General features: G+C 57.5%; 17 protein-coding genes. 15 read left to right on the forward strand and 2 right to left on the reverse strand.

All coding sequences use genetic code 11. The features are described 5' to 3' along the window. Positions 1-45 precede the first annotated feature (45 nt). The 4 genes from infC to AC06G8_RS06825 all read left to right on the forward strand — a co-directional run bounded on the left by infC (position 46) and on the right by AC06G8_RS06825 (position 1,850). Positions 46-609, forward strand: a complete 564-nt coding sequence (gene infC / locus AC06G8_RS06810; protein WP_083436217.1) for a translation initiation factor IF-3 — start codon at positions 46-48, stop codon at positions 607-609. 28 nt (positions 610-637) lie between these two features. Then, on the forward strand, positions 638-838 hold the full coding sequence (gene rpmI, locus AC06G8_RS06815; RefSeq protein ID WP_021881591.1) for a 50S ribosomal protein L35: 201 nt from the start codon (positions 638-640) through the stop codon (positions 836-838). Positions 839-887: 49 nt separating this feature from the next. Beyond that, positions 888-1,247 carry a 50S ribosomal protein L20 gene (gene rplT / locus AC06G8_RS06820; protein ID WP_048744710.1) on the forward strand — a complete coding sequence of 120 codons (360 nt, stop codon included), beginning with the start codon at positions 888-890 and terminating at the stop codon, positions 1,245-1,247. Between the two features lie 288 nt (positions 1,248-1,535). Then, on the forward strand, positions 1,536-1,850 hold the full coding sequence (locus tag AC06G8_RS06825) for a hypothetical protein (RefSeq protein WP_447664949.1): 315 nt from the start codon (positions 1,536-1,538) through the stop codon (positions 1,848-1,850). A gap of 33 nt (positions 1,851-1,883) precedes the next feature. On the opposite strand, the gene AC06G8_RS06830 is transcribed toward AC06G8_RS06825, so the two are convergent. Further along, the gene (locus tag AC06G8_RS06830; RefSeq protein WP_480284808.1) at positions 1,884-2,342 is read right to left on the reverse strand and encodes a GNAT family N-acetyltransferase; all 459 of its coding nucleotides are present in this window, start codon (positions 2,340-2,342) and stop codon (positions 1,884-1,886) included. Between the two features lie 643 nt (positions 2,343-2,985). Between AC06G8_RS06830 and ilvB the strand changes: the two genes are divergently transcribed. From ilvB to AC06G8_RS06850, 4 genes are all read left to right on the forward strand, one after another. Beyond that, positions 2,986-4,734 (forward strand): biosynthetic-type acetolactate synthase large subunit, encoded by a 1,749-nt coding sequence (gene ilvB / locus AC06G8_RS06835; RefSeq protein ID WP_447664950.1) that lies wholly within the window; start codon positions 2,986-2,988, stop codon positions 4,732-4,734. Beyond that, positions 4,731-5,222: an acetolactate synthase small subunit gene (gene ilvN, locus AC06G8_RS06840; protein ID WP_480284809.1), complete on the forward strand. Its 492-nt coding sequence runs from the start codon at positions 4,731-4,733 to the stop codon at positions 5,220-5,222. The genes ilvB and ilvN overlap by 4 nt, the downstream gene beginning before the upstream one ends. Positions 5,223-5,455: 233 nt before the next feature. Further along, positions 5,456-6,448 carry a ketol-acid reductoisomerase gene (gene ilvC / locus AC06G8_RS06845; RefSeq protein ID WP_447664915.1) on the forward strand — a complete coding sequence of 331 codons (993 nt, stop codon included), beginning with the start codon at positions 5,456-5,458 and terminating at the stop codon, positions 6,446-6,448. A 157-nt stretch (positions 6,449-6,605) separates the two neighbouring features. Then, complete coding sequence (locus tag AC06G8_RS06850; protein ID WP_447664916.1) at positions 6,606-8,150, forward strand: 2-isopropylmalate synthase; 1,545 nt, start codon at positions 6,606-6,608, stop codon at positions 8,148-8,150. 119 nt (positions 8,151-8,269) lie between these two features. Here AC06G8_RS06850 and AC06G8_RS06855 read toward each other — a convergent pair whose 3' ends face one another. Beyond that, positions 8,270-8,530: a GNAT family N-acetyltransferase gene (locus AC06G8_RS06855; RefSeq protein WP_480285397.1), complete on the reverse strand. Its 261-nt coding sequence runs from the start codon at positions 8,528-8,530 to the stop codon at positions 8,270-8,272. Between the two features lie 114 nt (positions 8,531-8,644). On the opposite strand from AC06G8_RS06855, the gene leuB reads away from it, so the two are divergent. From leuB to AC06G8_RS06890, 7 genes are all read left to right on the forward strand, one after another. After that, positions 8,645-9,721, forward strand: coding sequence for a 3-isopropylmalate dehydrogenase (gene leuB, locus AC06G8_RS06860; protein ID WP_447664917.1), 1,077 nt, complete (start codon positions 8,645-8,647; stop codon positions 9,719-9,721). Between the two features lie 257 nt (positions 9,722-9,978). Next, positions 9,979-10,527 carry a peroxiredoxin gene (locus tag AC06G8_RS06865; protein WP_480284810.1) on the forward strand — a complete coding sequence of 183 codons (549 nt, stop codon included), beginning with the start codon at positions 9,979-9,981 and terminating at the stop codon, positions 10,525-10,527. Between the two features lie 216 nt (positions 10,528-10,743). Then, on the forward strand, positions 10,744-11,214 hold the full coding sequence (locus tag AC06G8_RS06870) for a hypothetical protein (protein WP_480284811.1): 471 nt from the start codon (positions 10,744-10,746) through the stop codon (positions 11,212-11,214). 5 nt (positions 11,215-11,219) lie between these two features. Next, a complete protein-coding gene (locus tag AC06G8_RS06875) occupies positions 11,220-11,435 on the forward strand; it encodes a hypothetical protein (RefSeq protein WP_447664920.1) in 216 nt (71 codons plus the stop codon). Positions 11,436-11,574: 139 nt separating this feature from the next. Further along, entirely contained in the window at positions 11,575-12,000 is a 426-nt protein-coding gene (locus AC06G8_RS06880) for a hypothetical protein (protein ID WP_447664921.1), read from the forward strand. Between the two features lie 117 nt (positions 12,001-12,117). Beyond that, complete coding sequence (sigI, locus tag AC06G8_RS06885) at positions 12,118-12,933, forward strand: RNA polymerase sigma factor SigI (RefSeq protein ID WP_480285398.1); 816 nt, start codon at positions 12,118-12,120, stop codon at positions 12,931-12,933. Then, positions 12,930-14,189 (forward strand): anti-sigma factor domain-containing protein, encoded by a 1,260-nt coding sequence (locus AC06G8_RS06890; RefSeq protein WP_480284812.1) that lies wholly within the window; start codon positions 12,930-12,932, stop codon positions 14,187-14,189. Before sigI ends, AC06G8_RS06890 begins: the two co-directional genes overlap by 4 nt. Positions 14,190-14,230: the final 41 nt, after the last annotated feature.

A 14,230-nucleotide genomic window follows, 5' to 3' on the forward strand; every position in this document is an offset into this window, starting at 1 on the left:
TACGGAGTGTCAAGCGGGTCCGATCTGTCGGATCCGCTTTTTATTATGGTTGAAGGCATCATTGGAACCAATCCCATTCGGAGGTGGACGATTATTAGCAGAGATCATCAAATTAATGACGATATCCGGGCACGTGAAGTACGCCTGGTCGGTCCCGAGAGCGAGCAGCTCGGCATCAAGCCGCTCCGCGAAGCCCTGCAGATGGCCATCGACGCCAACATGGACCTCGTCAACGTAGCCCCGCAGGCCAAGCCTCCGGTATGCCGGATCATGGACTATGGCAAGTTCCGTTACGAGCAGCAGAAGAAGGACAAGGAAGCCCGCAAAAACCAGAAGACGGTTGATCTGAAGGAAGTGTGGTTCCGCTCCAATATCGACGAGCACGATTATCAGACCAAGCTGCGCAACGTCATCAAATTCCTCGGCGAAGGCGACAAGGTCAAAGCCTCGGTCCGCTTCCGCGGCCGCGAGATCGCGCATGCCGACGTCGGTCAGCGCATCCTGGAGCGTCTGCTCAAGGAAGTCAACGACATCGTCAACGTCGAACGTGTGCCGAAACTGGAAGGACGCAGCATGATCATGATTTTGGCACCTAAGAACACCAACTAAGCTAGATTAATTCAAGGAGGATATCGACATGCCAAAGATGAAGACTCACAGCAGTCTGAAAGACCGCTTCAAAATTACGGGAACTGGCAAAGTTAAACGCTACAAAGCGTACCGTAACCACCTTCTTTCCCACAAATCCGGCCGTGCGAAGCGCGTTCTGGCTACCCAGCCGAACATGGCGGCGGGCGACATTCGTCGTCTGGCTCAAGGCCTCGCTCAACTGAAATAGTCCAATTTTCCCGTATTATTGATATTAGAACTTACAGGAGGGTTTCATCATGGCAAGAGTAAAAGGTGGATTCGTTCGCGCCCGTCGCCGCAAACGGATTCTGAAGCTCGCAAAAGGTTACTTCGGTTCCAAGCACCGTCTATTTAAAACAGCAAAGGAGCAGGTCGGCAAATCCCTGCTTTACGCTTACCGCGACCGTCGCCAAGTAAAACGCGACTTCCGCAAGCTGTGGATCGTGCGCATCAACGCTGCTGCGCGTCTTAACGGCCTTTCCTACAGCAAATTCATGTTCGGCCTGAAGCAAGCCGGCGTCGAAGTGAACCGCAAGGTTCTTGCCGATCTGGCCGTGAACGACATCGGTTCGTTCAACAGCCTGGCTGACGTTGCCAAGCAAAAGCTGAACGCTTAATATAAAGAGCCGGTTGTCCGGGATGCGAATCCCAGGCGGCCGGCTCTTTTTTGTTTCATCCTCCTGCTGTCATCCAGGCTTTGTTGTCCCGGCTCCGAGCAGAGAAAGGAGAAGCCGGGCTCATGGCCGGCAGCAGGACGTTCCACGAATTTGCCTGGGACATAGACATCTGTACAGGCGTCGGGCCCCTTTCCTGAATAAGCTGAAAGGAACGGGAAAGGAGGAATAGCGTTGTCTGCGATTTCCAAGGAACAAGTACGCGCCCTGGTGGGCAAAGAAGTATATGTCATGCGCAAGGACGGAACCGTCGCCAGCGGAAAGCTGGAAAAATTCGCGAATGATCGGCTGTACATCCGCCCCGTAGAGTCTGAACAGAAAGCAGCTACGAGGGCGTTCATTCTCCCTCTCGTCCTGTTCGACCTGCTCGCGATTGGAACCATTCCCTTCGCGGGGGGAGGGTTCGGAGGCGGATTCGGTCCCGGTCCGTACGGTCCGTACGGTCCCGGCGGTCCTGGTCCGTACGGTCCTTACGGCCCCGGCCCGGGGCCATACGGTCCTTACGGCCCCGGGCCGGGGCCGTACGGCGGCAAAGGATTCTTCTAAGCGCTGTGCTGCCTCGGCCTGCCGGTGCAAGGACTATAGCGGCTTAAGCAGCTCGGTCACCTTGTAGCTCTCATAATGGCGCACCGGTTCGTACCCTATGCGTTCGTAGAACCGGCGCGCCTTATCATTGGCGTCGTCCACGAAGAGGAGGGCGAGGACACATCCCTCGGCAGCTCCCGCGGCCTCGGCTTGCTTCATCAGGCTGCCGCCGATTCCGGCATTCCGGCAGTCTCGATGGACAGCCAGCATGTCGATATGGACAATGCCCTGAAGGAACTCGTAGTGGACGAATCCCGCAGGCTCGCCTCTCTTGCCGGCGACGGCGACGATGGTCTTCCCATCGCGGAATCGTCCGGGCAAGGAACGGATGACGGTCGGATCGTCTGTCTCGGTACTGTAGGATAGGGGCAGCAATTCCATGCGGATCAGGCGGACAAGCCCATCGAGATCTTTGCGCTCGTTCATCGGGCGGTAGTGGATGGAGGTTTTCACGCAAGCCGTCTTCCCTTCTGGCTGGACGAGGCTGGATGGCGCAGGTGGTTGAAACCCGGCTTCCGCAACCTTATTCTATGCAGAGGCCTCTGCGGTTGCGAAACAGCTGCCGGAGGAGCCTTGTACATAACTTTTCTTGTTCGTGCGTACACTTGGTATTGACGGATGGTAATGACAGACCTATAATAAGTCTCAAGCTTATACCCAATCGGCTATGATGAGGACGAAGTGTTAAGGGCCCTACTGTACAGAGAGCGACGGATCCCGCTGCAACCGCCGCCAGCATCCCTTTCCAACGAGCTCACCTCGGAGCTGTTTTCCTGAAAAGACACCGGTCTTAGTAGGGAGAATCGCATGGCATGCGTTAAAATGCCGAAGTAGAATCGTCAGGCGTGCACGCCCTTTTCTACTTCATGAGGCTCCGCATTGCGAAATGCGGCAGCAAACCTGGGTGGTACCACGGAAGATACAGTCTTTCGTCCCTATGCTTCGGCATAGCGGGCGAAAGACTTTTTTGTTTTCCGCGAGGCGTTCACCGTCAAAACGGGCGGCGCAACGCATATGCTTGCGTCATTGGACTTGAAAGGAGACGAAGGCGGATCGTCGACACCGCCGCCGTCATTCACGAAGGGAGGAACACATGATGGCTATGCAGGGCGAGGCTCTGAAATCCAAGGAAGAAATCATGGAAAAAATGAGGAAGCCGGAAGTGATCAGCGGCTCCGAAATTCTCCTCCGCAGCCTGGTGCTCGAAGGCGTGGAATGTGTATTCGGTTATCCCGGCGGCGCGGTATTGTATATCTACGACGCCATGCACGGGTTCTCGGATTTCCACCATGTGCTTACTCGGCACGAGCAGGGAGCGATCCATGCGGCCGACGGTTATGCGAGGGCATCCGGCAAGGTCGGGGTGTGCATCGCGACTTCGGGACCGGGGGCGACGAACCTCGTCACCGGCATCGCGACAGCTTACATGGACAGCGTGCCGCTCGTCGTCATCACGGGCAACGTAGCGACCAATCTCATCGGCACGGACGCTTTCCAGGAAGCGGACATCACGGGAATCACGATGCCGATCACGAAGCACAGCTTCCTGGTGCGGACGGCCGAAGAGCTGCCGCGTGTCATTCACGAAGCGTTCCACATCGCGAACACGGGCCGCAAAGGGCCGGTGCTGATCGATATCCCGAAGGATGTGTCGGCAGCGATGACCATGTTCGAGCCGGCGAGCGGCGAGGTCAGCCTGAGAGGCTACAACCCCAATACGACGCCTCGCAAGCCTCAGCTCGACAAGCTCGCGAAGGCGATCGGCGAAGCGGAGCGTCCGCTCATCCTGGCAGGCGGCGGAGTGGTCTATTCCGGAGGGCATGAAGAGCTGCTGGAGTTCGTCACGAAGACCGGCATCCCGGTCACGACGACGCTCCTGGGCCTCGGCGGATTCCCGAGCGGGAACGACCTGTGGGTCGGCATGCCGGGCATGCACGGAGCCTATGCTTCGAACAAGGCCATTCAGGAAAGCGATCTGCTGATCAATATCGGCGCGCGCTTCGATGACCGGGTGACGATGAAGCTGGACGGCTTTGCGCCGAAGGCCAAAATCGTCCACATCGATATCGACCCGGCCGAGATCGGCAAAAACGTGCCGACCGACATTCCGATTGTCGGCGATGTGAAAATCACGCTTGGCCTGCTCAACGATGAAGTCGGCTATGCCGCCAAGGCGGATGCATGGAGGGCTCAGATCCAGGCTTGGAAAACGGAGCAGCCGCTCCGCTACCAGGATTCCGACATCGAGCTCAAGCCGCAATGGGTCATCAGCATGATCCACGATACGACGAACGGCGACGCGATCGTGACGACCGACGTCGGCCAGCATCAAATGTGGGCAGCGCAGTATTACCGTTTCAACAAGCCTCGTTCCTGGGTCACCTCGGGAGGTCTCGGCACGATGGGCTTCGGATTCCCTTCCGCGATCGGCGCCCAGATGGCCAATCCCGACCGTGTGGTCGTCAGCATCAACGGAGACGGCGGCATGCAGATGTGCGCTCAGGAGCTCGCGATCTGCGCCATCAACAACATTCCGGTCAAGGTTGCCATCATCAACAATCAGGTGCTTGGAATGGTCCGCCAGTGGCAAGAGATTCTCTACGACAACCGGTACAGCCATATCGACCTTGCCGGCAGCCCGGACTTCGTCAAGCTGGCCGATGCCTACGGAGTCAAAGGCTTCAGGGCTTCCAACAAGGAAGAAGCCGAAGCGGCCTGGAAAGAAGCGCTCGCGCATCCCGGTCCTGCAGTCGTGGAATTCGTTGTCCGCAAGCATGAGAATGTATTCCCGATGGTAACCCAGGGCAACACCATTGACGTCATGCTCATGGGGGATGAAGAATGAACCGCAAATACACCATCGCCGTACTCGTCAACAACCAGCCTGGAGTCCTGCAGCGCGTATCCGGATTGTTCGGACGCCGCGGCTTCAATATCGAAAGCATTACGGTAGGCGCAAGCGAAGAGCCGGGACTGTCCCGCATGGTCATCGTCACCGGCGGAGACGACAAGCTGCTCGAGCAGGTATCCAAGCAGCTCTACAAGCTGATCGACGTCATCAAGGTCGTCGATGTGAGCTCCAATCCGATGGTTGAGCGGGAGCTGGCCTTGATCAAGGTCACCGCCGAGCCGTCCGCGAGACCGGAAATTCTCGGAGTGGTCGAGACATTCCGCGCTGCGGTCGTCGATATCGGACCGAGCACTCTCATCGTTCAAGCCGTCGGGGGACCCGACAAGATCGACGCGATGATCGAGCTGCTGCGCCCCTACGGCATCCGCGAGCTCAGCCGCACCGGCGTAACCGCAATGAATCGCGGAGCTGCCAGATCATAGTTTGAATTTTTTGATAAGTTCGACAATGAACCTATAATGCTATAACTTTTACCTATAAAGCCCGCTTTGAGCGGGAGTTTAGGGAGATCGACGACAAAGCATGTTCTGGCCCCTGCAACAGAGAGAACCTAAGACTCAGCATGAACTAGCTTTAGCAAAAGCCAGCTTTAATGCGTCATCTCTTTAAACACCCGCTCAAAGGGGTTTCAATCCAAAGGAGGCATCATCTCATCATGGCGGTTAAATTATTCTACGAAAACGACGCGGACCTCAGTGTTCTGCAAGGAAAAACGGTAGCGGTAATCGGATACGGCAGCCAAGGTCACGCTCAGGCCCAGAACCTGCGCGACAGCGGCGTCAAGGTCGTAATCGGCCTGCGCGAAGGCAAATCCGCCGACAAAGCCCGCAATGACGGCTTCGAAGTCGTACCCGTGGCTGACGCGACCCGCAAGGCGGACGTTGTCCAAATCCTGATGCCGGACGAAACGCAAGCCCAGGTTTACAACGACGAGATCGCTCCCAACCTCAAAAAAGGCGCGGCTCTGATGTTCTCCCACGGCTTCAACGTCCACTTCGGCCAAATCGTGCCGAGCAAGGACACCGACGTGCTGCTCGTCGCTCCTAAATCCCCGGGCCACATGGTTCGCCGGACGTACGTGGAAGGCTTCGGCGTTCCCGGACTCATCGCCGTCGAGCAAGACGCTACGGGCAACGCTCAAGCCATCGGCCTCGCTTACGCGAAGGGCATCGGCTGCACGCGCGCCGGAGTATTCGAGACTTCCTTCCGCGAAGAGACCGAGACCGACCTGTTCGGCGAGCAGGCCGTTCTCTGCGGCGGTACTTCCGCCCTGGTCAAAGCCGGATTCGAAACGCTGGTTGAAGCCGGCTACGCACCCGAGATGGCTTACTTCGAGTGTCTCCACGAGCTGAAGCTGATCGTCGACCTGATGTATGAAGGCGGCCTTGCGTCCATGCGCGATTCCATCTCCAACACGGCCGAATACGGCGACTACGTCACCGGACCCCGCATCGTGACCGACGAGACGAAAAAAGCGATGAAGGAAGTTCTCTCCGACATCCAGCAAGGCAAATTCGCACGCGACTTCATCCTTGAGAACAAATCCGGGCGCGCGATGCTGACGGCTACCCGCCGCAACGAATCGGAGCATGCGATCGAGAAGACAGGCGCGCAGCTCCGCGAGCTGATGCACTGGATCAAGAAGTAAGGAACGAGTATCAGAAGCGCCTCGCCCAGCGCAGGCGCATCCATAGAATCGGACTTGTCCGCTTCGCACAGGCCGCGCGCTTCTTCCCCAAGGAAAGAGGCGCGTTCGCTCTTAAAAGGAATAAGTCCGCATATAATCAAGAAACGGAGGTGCCGGCGTGCGCAAAATCTATATTTTCGATACGACGCTTCGCGATGGCGAGCAGTCGCCTGGAGTCAACCTGAATACCAAGGAAAAGGTGGAAATCGCCCTTCAGCTCGAAAAGCTGGGCGTGGACCGCATCGAGGCGGGTTTTCCGGCCGCGTCGCCAGGGGATCTGGCCGCCGTGCAGGCCGTGGCCGCAGCAGTCAGGCAGGCAACGGTCATCGGTCTTGCCCGCGCGGTGGAAAAGGATATCGACGCTGCCTGGGAAGCTCTCAAGGACGCGGCCGACCCTTGCATCCATATCTTCCTTGCGACCTCGCCGATCCACCGGAAGCATAAGCTGAAGATGGAGAAGGAGCAGGTGCTGGCAGCGGCGGACAAAGCGATCCGCTACGCGAAGCAGCGCTTCTCCAAGATTGAATTTTCGCCGGAGGATGCGGGCCGCACGGAGCTGGACTTCCTGTGCGAAGTGACCGAGATGGCGATCAAGGCGGGCGCTACCGTCGTGAACATTCCCGATACGGTCGGGTATATGACTCCTGCCGAGTTCGGCAATATCTTCAAGACGCTGAAGGAAACCGTACCTGGCATCGACGGCATCCAGCTCAGCGCCCACTGCCATGACGATCTCGGCATGGCGACGGCGAACGCTCTGGCTGCCATCCTGAATGGAGCCGACCAGATCGAGGGCACGATCAACGGCATCGGCGAGCGCGCCGGCAACACGGCGATCGAAGAGGTCGCGCTGGCGCTGGAGACGAGAGCGGCGCTGTTCGGCGCCAAGACCGGGCTGCAGCTCAAGGAAATCGCGCGCACCAGCCGTCTGGTCAGCAAGCTGACCGGCATGGTCGTTCCGGGCAACAAGGCGATCGTCGGAGCGAATGCTTTCGCGCATGAGTCGGGCATCCATCAGGACGGCATGCTGAAGGAGAAGACGACGTACGAGATTATTTCTCCGGATACGATCGGCGTGAAGGAGTCGAAGCTCGTCATGGGCAAGCACTCCGGCCGCCATGCGTTCCGGGAGAAGCTGATCGATCTCGGCTACGAGCTGGAGGACGAAGCCTTGAATGCGGCCTTCGCCAAATTCAAGGACCTCGCCGACCGCAAGAAGAACGTGACGGACGAGGATCTGCTGGCGATGCTCGAGGAGAAGCTGGTCGATACGCCGGAGATCTATGCCCTGGAGACGGTGGAGGTCCACTACGGCAACCGCTCTACGCCGAAGGGCACGGTCTCGATCAAGGTCGAGGAGCAGGGCGTGCAGACGCGCACGGCGGAAGGCAACGGCTCCGTCGACGCGCTGTTCAACGCGATCGACCTCTTGACCGGAGAATCGGTCGAGCTGGAGGACTACTCCATCAAGTCGGTTACCCATGGCAAGGACGCGCTCGGTGAAGTTCACGTCGTGCTGCTGCAGGATGGCGTGTCTGCCCAAGGGCGCGGAGTAAGCACGGATATTCTTGAAGCGAGCGCGCGCGCCTACGTGGATGCGCTGAACCGCCTTATCGAGAAACGCAAGGCGCCGGGCCGCCGCGACCGGATGAGCCTGATCTGACGTTTGCTGAACGGCAATTAGGCAAATAGCGCCTGCCCATCGGGGCAGGCGCTATTTTTGCGCGTGGCTTCAGAAGCTTTTTTGAAAAGAAGCCGTCAGCTGCTTTTGAAAATAAGCTCTCAGCTGCTTTTGTCCGCTTTCACCTTCGCGTAGACGCACATATCCCGCCATTCGCTCCTGTCCGCCGACAGCACGCTTTGCTGCAGGATGCCTTCGAGGCGGAAGCCGAGCTTCTTCGGAACCGCCCGGCTCCGCGCATTGAGTCTGTCGCAGCGGATCTCGAGGCGCCGGGCTTCCAGGTGGAGGAAGGCGAAGCCGCATATGGCGGCTACCGCTTCGGTCACGAACCTATTGCCGGCGCGGCGGCTGGCCGACCCTATAGGTTATGCCTATCAAACCGATAGCTATCATATCTTGGAGCCTAATAGCGCGATGTGGTACAACTGTTGATAGTGATTATCAATCGTTGATAAGAAGACGGGAGCGTGCCCACTATGGCAGAAGTAAAAAAAATCGCGGTGATCGCGGGCGACGGAATCGGACCGGAAGTCGTCGGCGAAGCCATCAAGGTGATCAAGAAAGTCGAAGAGCTGTACGAATACCGCTTTGAATTCGAGCATGGCCTGTTCGGAGGAATCGCCATCGACGAGAAAGGAACTCCGCTTCCTCAGGAAACGCTGGAAATCTGCCAGAAGGCGGATGCCGTCCTGCTGGGCGCGGTAGGCGGACCGAAATGGGACAACAACTCCAAGGAGCTCCGTCCGGAAACCGGACTTCTCGGCATCCGCAAGGCGCTCGGGCTCTTCTCCAACATCCGCCCGGCGACCGTGTTCGACTGCCTGAAGGATGCCTCGACCTTGAAGCCGGAAGTGCTGGAGGGAACCGACCTGATCGTCGTGCGCGAGCTGACGGGCGGCATCTACTTCGGCGAGAAGTTCCGCCGCGAAGGAGAGCATGGCCAGGAGGCGGTCGACACCTGCGTGTACAACGTGCAGGAGGTGGAGCGGATCGTGCGCCAGGCGTTCGATATCGCCATGACGCGCGGCAAGCGCCTTGCCTCCGTCGACAAAGCCAATGTGCTGGAGACTTCCCGCCTCTGGCGCGAGGTCGTGAACCGGATCGCGCCGGAGTATCCGGAGGTGGAGCTTGAGCATGTGCTCGTCGACAACTGCGCCATGCAGCTGCTTCGCCGTCCGTCGAGCTTCGACGTCATCGTGACGGAGAACATGTTCGGGGATATCCTGAGCGACGAGGCTGCCATGCTGACGGGTTCCATCGGCATGCTGAGCTCCGCTTCCCTCGGCGAAGGCAGCTTCGGCCTGTACGAGCCGGTCCACGGCTCGGCGCCTGATATTGCCGGACAAGGCATCTCGAACCCGATCGCGACCATTCTCTCCGTCGCGCTCATGTTCCGCCTGACATTCGGCTATGCGGACGCGGCGCAGGCGATCGAGGACGCCGTCAAGGAAGTTCTCGACGCCGGCCACCGCACAGGCGATATCGCTGTGGACAAATCCAAAGCGATCGGAACGGAAGAGATGGGACGCCTTATTGTAGAAGCGATCCGCTGATCCCGTCTTACAGCATGGTAGAAAGAAGATCCTCAGATCTTCCCCTGATGAGATGAATAGAAACAAAATTTCACAAGCATGTTTGCAAGATAGAAACGGATAGAAACAGGAATCATGAATTCTACCTTGCTATGTCAATTAAGTAATAATCATTTCAATCTAATATTGACTATGTTCTGATGGAATGATATCATCTTGTTTGGACATGACAAGAAACTACACCGCACGCTTTACGCGTCAAGGAGGAAATTAGACTTATGGCAGAACGTTTGGTTGGCCGCCCGGCCCCTGATTTCACGATGGAGACCGTTGACGGTCAAGGACAGCAATTCGGCAAGGTATCTCTTTCCGACTACCGCGGCAAATGGCTGGTATTCTTCTTTTACCCGCTTGACTTCACTTTCGTATGCCCGACTGAAATCACTGCTCTGAGCGATGCGGCTTCCGAATTCACGAAGCTGAACACCGAGGTCCTCGGTGTATCCATCGACAGCATCCATAGCCACAAAGCTTGGATCAACACGCCTAAGAACGACAACGGCCTGGGCAAGGTGAACTTCCCGCTTGCTGCCGATATCACGAAGCAAGTATCCCGTGACTACGGCGTCCTGATCGAAGAAGAAGGCGTCGCGCTGCGCGGTCTCTTCATCATCGATCCGGAAGGCGAACTGAAATACCAAGTCGTCAACCACAATGACGTAGGCCGCAGCGTAGAAGAAACGCTTCGCGTCCTTCAAGCGCTCCAATCCGGCGGTCTTTGCGCGATGAACTGGAAGCCAGGCGACAAGAACCTCGTCACGAACTAACTTTCAAAAGCAGACAAGCCAGGGCGGCCGCCCTGGCTTTTTTTATTTTCACTTACGTCCCGCCTCGCTCATTATAGAATTAGATTGCGCCTATATGGGTTAATATGGATATCGAGTGCTTATTTGAGTATAGTTGAAGATAGAACAGGTCATCCAATCGAGCCTTTTCAACGTCTTTCTATATATGAACCTTGTAATCAGGAGGAGGCGGGCAGCTTGCATTCAGAACCGGCCGAACCGAACGGCACCTATTCCGCTCGGCATGCCGATGGTACCGAAGCGGTCCGAAGCGGCTTGGAACGCGTCAGGGAAATGCTGGCCAAAACCGAACAGTTGAAGGAAGCAGCAGATGAAAGAACCCGCCGCATGGAGCAGTTGACCCAAAAAGCCTCGGAGCTGCTTGGAGCTTTGAGAGAGGGAGCGGAGACGTTGAAGGCTGCTGAAAAGGCTGCATCGGAAGAAGAGGTCATGCTGCCGGCCGGCGGAGCGGACAAGCCGGCCATGGGCATGGCTCCGAAAAGCGGCGGACTGGACGAAGCGGCAGGAATCGAGGAGCTCGTGCGGGCTATTACGGGTGAAATCCGCGAGCTTCAAAGGGAACGGATGCCTTTTTTGACCGAGGCTGCGTCCGGCGGGCGCCAGGCGGTTAAAGATAACCAATACAATGATTGGACAGGGAGGAAATGACTATCATGCCGGACTACAACCGAGAAGAACCGAAGCCGGAGATCGCCCCTCCGGCCTCGCCTGAAGTCGAACCGCCAAAAGAGCCGGAGATTCGGCCCGAGCCTTCCGCTCCGGAGATTCAACCCGGCACTCAGCCGGTTCCGGAGATTCCGGACTTGCCGTCCGAACCGGGACCGCTGCCGGATTCGCCGGCGGAAATCCCGCCGCCAAATCCGCTTTGAGCGGAATTAGCGGCAATGGATCAACGGGGGACGCAGGAATGATGCGGTGCCGCATCGAATACAATAATTTCCATACTTGTTGCGAAGAAACCGAAGCGAGGAAGGTATAGCCCAAAGGCAGTTCAAGGAGGGAAATAACATGAGTTTCTGCTGTGGAGCAAGCATGATTGGAACAAAAGGCACGCTCAGGCATTACCGGACTCACATCCATAACGTCCCTATTTTGTTCTGCCCGGTTTGCCATCGTGTGGATATTCATTATATGATAGAGAGTGAATATGAAATATTGGCTGAATATGCGCATGGCGACGGAGTGACGGAAGTCGACTTCCAGGATTACGTGGACCAGAAAGGAAAGTCCATCTTCGAGAACTGCGTCAACCATGATCATGAGGATCCGATGGACATGGTGGCCAGCCAGATCGATATGGCTCTGGACCTGCTCAGCTTTTCCAAGCAGCTCGGGGACCACGCATGGGAAGAAGAGCTGAAGAAGCGGCTGGCGATTTTGAATCTTCGCCGCAACAAGCTCAAAGCCAAGCGGGCTTCCGAAGGATTCTGCTGACCGATGCCATTCAATGCCTCCTGGATGCAGGAGGCATTTTTTATTTCAATCCACTCCCATTAACGGAGCGTTGCCTCCGAATGATATAGACAAAGCGAGGTGCAGCCCTTGCTGCTGATGCTGTTCAAAAGATGGCTTGGGCTTTCAGTCAGGCGCAAAGAGGAGTCCGGGCACAATGCGGACCCGCTGAACCGGCTGATCAAGCAAGCGCAGGATGGGGATAAGGCAACCCGGGAACGGCTGATTGCCGACTACCGGCCCTTTATCCTGAAGGTCACAAGCCGATTCTGCAAGCGATATATCGATCCTTCCCGGGATGACGAGTTCAGCATTTCGCTGATTGCATTCGATGAAGCGATCAGCCAGTTCTCGCCGGAATCCGGCCGTTCGTTCACGGGATTCGCTGAGACGGTCATCCGCCGCCGGCTCATCGATCATGTCCGCAAGGAACAGCGGCATATCCGCTCGCTGCCGGCAGGCTCCTTCCACATGGAGGAAGAAGAGGAGACGTTTTATTCCCATGCGTTCAACAGGCAGGCGGTTCTCCGCTTCAATCAGGATCAAGACGCAGAGGAGAGGCGCCAGGAAATCATGGAGTTCACGGCAGAGCTGGCCTCGTACGGAATCCGATTCGCGGATTTGGCGGAAACATCTCCGAAGCATGAGGATTCCCGGATTCTTCTGCAGGGAATCGCGGCGAAGCTGGCTAAGCAGGACCGTTTGTTCAGCATCCTGCTGAATACCCGGCGGCTGCCGGTCAAGGAGCTTACAGAAATATCCGGCGTGTCGCGCAAGACGATCGAGCGCAACCGGAAGTATTTGATTGCCGTATCGCTGCTCGTCCACGGGCGGTATCCCTATTTGAAGCATTATATCCATCTAGAAGCGCTCAAGGAGCAAATTAAGAAGAAGGCAGGAGGGACAAGGCTGTGAGCAGCAGAGGCATCGTCATGGAGGCCAGAGGCAACAAGCTGGTCGTGCTGACGCAAGAAGGCAGCTTCCGGAAAGTGAGGCGGCTCGGAGACGAGAGAATCGGCCAAGAGATCGTCCTTACGGCACAGCGGAAGCTGCTGAGAATGCCCAAGGCCGTCATTCCCGCTGCCGTCATTCTGATTCTGATCGCCCTGCCTGCCTTCTGGGCGGCGCGGGCCGAGGCTCATCCGGTGGTCGCTTACCTCAGCCTGGATGTGAATCCCAGCTTTGAAATCGGCGTGGACCGCGAACTGAACGTGCGCATGCTGGAGGCGATGAACGATGATGCCCTTCCATTCGTGAAAGGACTTCATTACGAGGGGCTTCCTGCCGCGAAGGTCATGGAGCTGCTTGCCGGAAGGCTGGCGGAATCTTCCTATCTGGGCAGCGGCGGCGGAGCGGAAGTCATACTGGCCGGAGTCAAGCTGGATGCGGGAGCGGGCAATGCGGTGGCGCTGCTGAGCCGGCAGGCCGAGCAGGCGCTGCTGAGCGCAGCCGGCTCCGCCCAAGCTTCCGGAATGCATGTCACCTCGCTGGAGTCCACCGAGGCGGTTCGGGAGGAAGCGGCGGCCAAAGGCTTGTCCACGGGCAGAATGACGGTGTATCTTCTGGCCAAGAGCCAAGGCTACAATGTCAGTCTGGATCAATTCCGCAGCGGGGCGATTCAGAAGGTTCTCTCTTGGGACGGAGGCGTGGACGCTTTGGTCAGCGACAGCCAAAAAATCGGCAGCGAGAAGCTGCAGGAGCAGCTTGAACGCGAGAAGAAGGCGGCTGAGACCGAGCTTCCTACCGCTTCTCCCGCACGAAAGGCATCTCCAGCCCCTCAGGAGCGGCCTGCCGGCGCAGCTGTCCGCCAGCATTCGGCCAAGCCAGCAGCGTCTCCTATGCCGTCAGCAAAGGCATTCAATCAGGATTCAGCCGGAGCAGGGGAGAGAGCGGGCGCCGAGCGGATTCGCGATCCAAAACAGCGGGCGGAGCATCGGCAGAGCGGAGAGCATAAATCGTACGGCGGCGATCTGGAACGGAAGCGCCTCGAGGCTGAAAAGCTGCTGAAGGAAAAAGCTGAAGCCGCTCGCGCAAGACTGGATGACAAGGCGCGCAAAGCATGGGAGAAACGAAAAGCGGAGATTGAGGAAGCCTTGAAGCGCCGGCATGAAGAAATGGATCGGCATGCCGGACAGCAGCGCGGCCATAAAGAGCAGCGCAAACCGAATTGACCCCGTGTTGGAAGCTTGCTCGACCACTATCCTAATGTTTC

The sequence above is a fragment of the Paenibacillus sp. SJS-P3 genome (assembly GCF_056711585.1).

Excerpts from the sequence above, each read along its gene's own strand:
- infC (WP_083436217.1), top strand. The coding sequence starts at position 46 with ATGGTTGAAGGCATCATTGGAACCAATCCCATTCGGAGGTGGACGATT.
- rpmI (WP_021881591.1), top strand. The coding sequence starts at position 638 with ATGCCAAAGATGAAGACTCACAGCAGTCTGAAAGACCGCTTCAAAATT.
- rplT (WP_048744710.1), top strand. The coding sequence starts at position 888 with ATGGCAAGAGTAAAAGGTGGATTCGTTCGCGCCCGTCGCCGCAAACGG.
- AC06G8_RS06825 (WP_447664949.1), top strand. The coding sequence starts at position 1,536 with ATGCGCAAGGACGGAACCGTCGCCAGCGGAAAGCTGGAAAAATTCGCG.
- ilvB (WP_447664950.1), top strand. The coding sequence starts at position 2,986 with ATGGCTATGCAGGGCGAGGCTCTGAAATCCAAGGAAGAAATCATGGAA.
- ilvN (WP_480284809.1), top strand. The coding sequence starts at position 4,731 with ATGAACCGCAAATACACCATCGCCGTACTCGTCAACAACCAGCCTGGA.
- ilvC (WP_447664915.1), top strand. The coding sequence starts at position 5,456 with ATGGCGGTTAAATTATTCTACGAAAACGACGCGGACCTCAGTGTTCTG.
- leuB (WP_447664917.1), top strand. The coding sequence starts at position 8,645 with ATGGCAGAAGTAAAAAAAATCGCGGTGATCGCGGGCGACGGAATCGGA.
- AC06G8_RS06865 (WP_480284810.1), top strand. The coding sequence starts at position 9,979 with ATGGCAGAACGTTTGGTTGGCCGCCCGGCCCCTGATTTCACGATGGAG.
- AC06G8_RS06875 (WP_447664920.1), top strand. The coding sequence starts at position 11,220 with ATGCCGGACTACAACCGAGAAGAACCGAAGCCGGAGATCGCCCCTCCG.
- AC06G8_RS06880 (WP_447664921.1), top strand. The coding sequence starts at position 11,575 with ATGAGTTTCTGCTGTGGAGCAAGCATGATTGGAACAAAAGGCACGCTC.
- sigI (WP_480285398.1), top strand. The coding sequence starts at position 12,118 with ATGCTGTTCAAAAGATGGCTTGGGCTTTCAGTCAGGCGCAAAGAGGAG.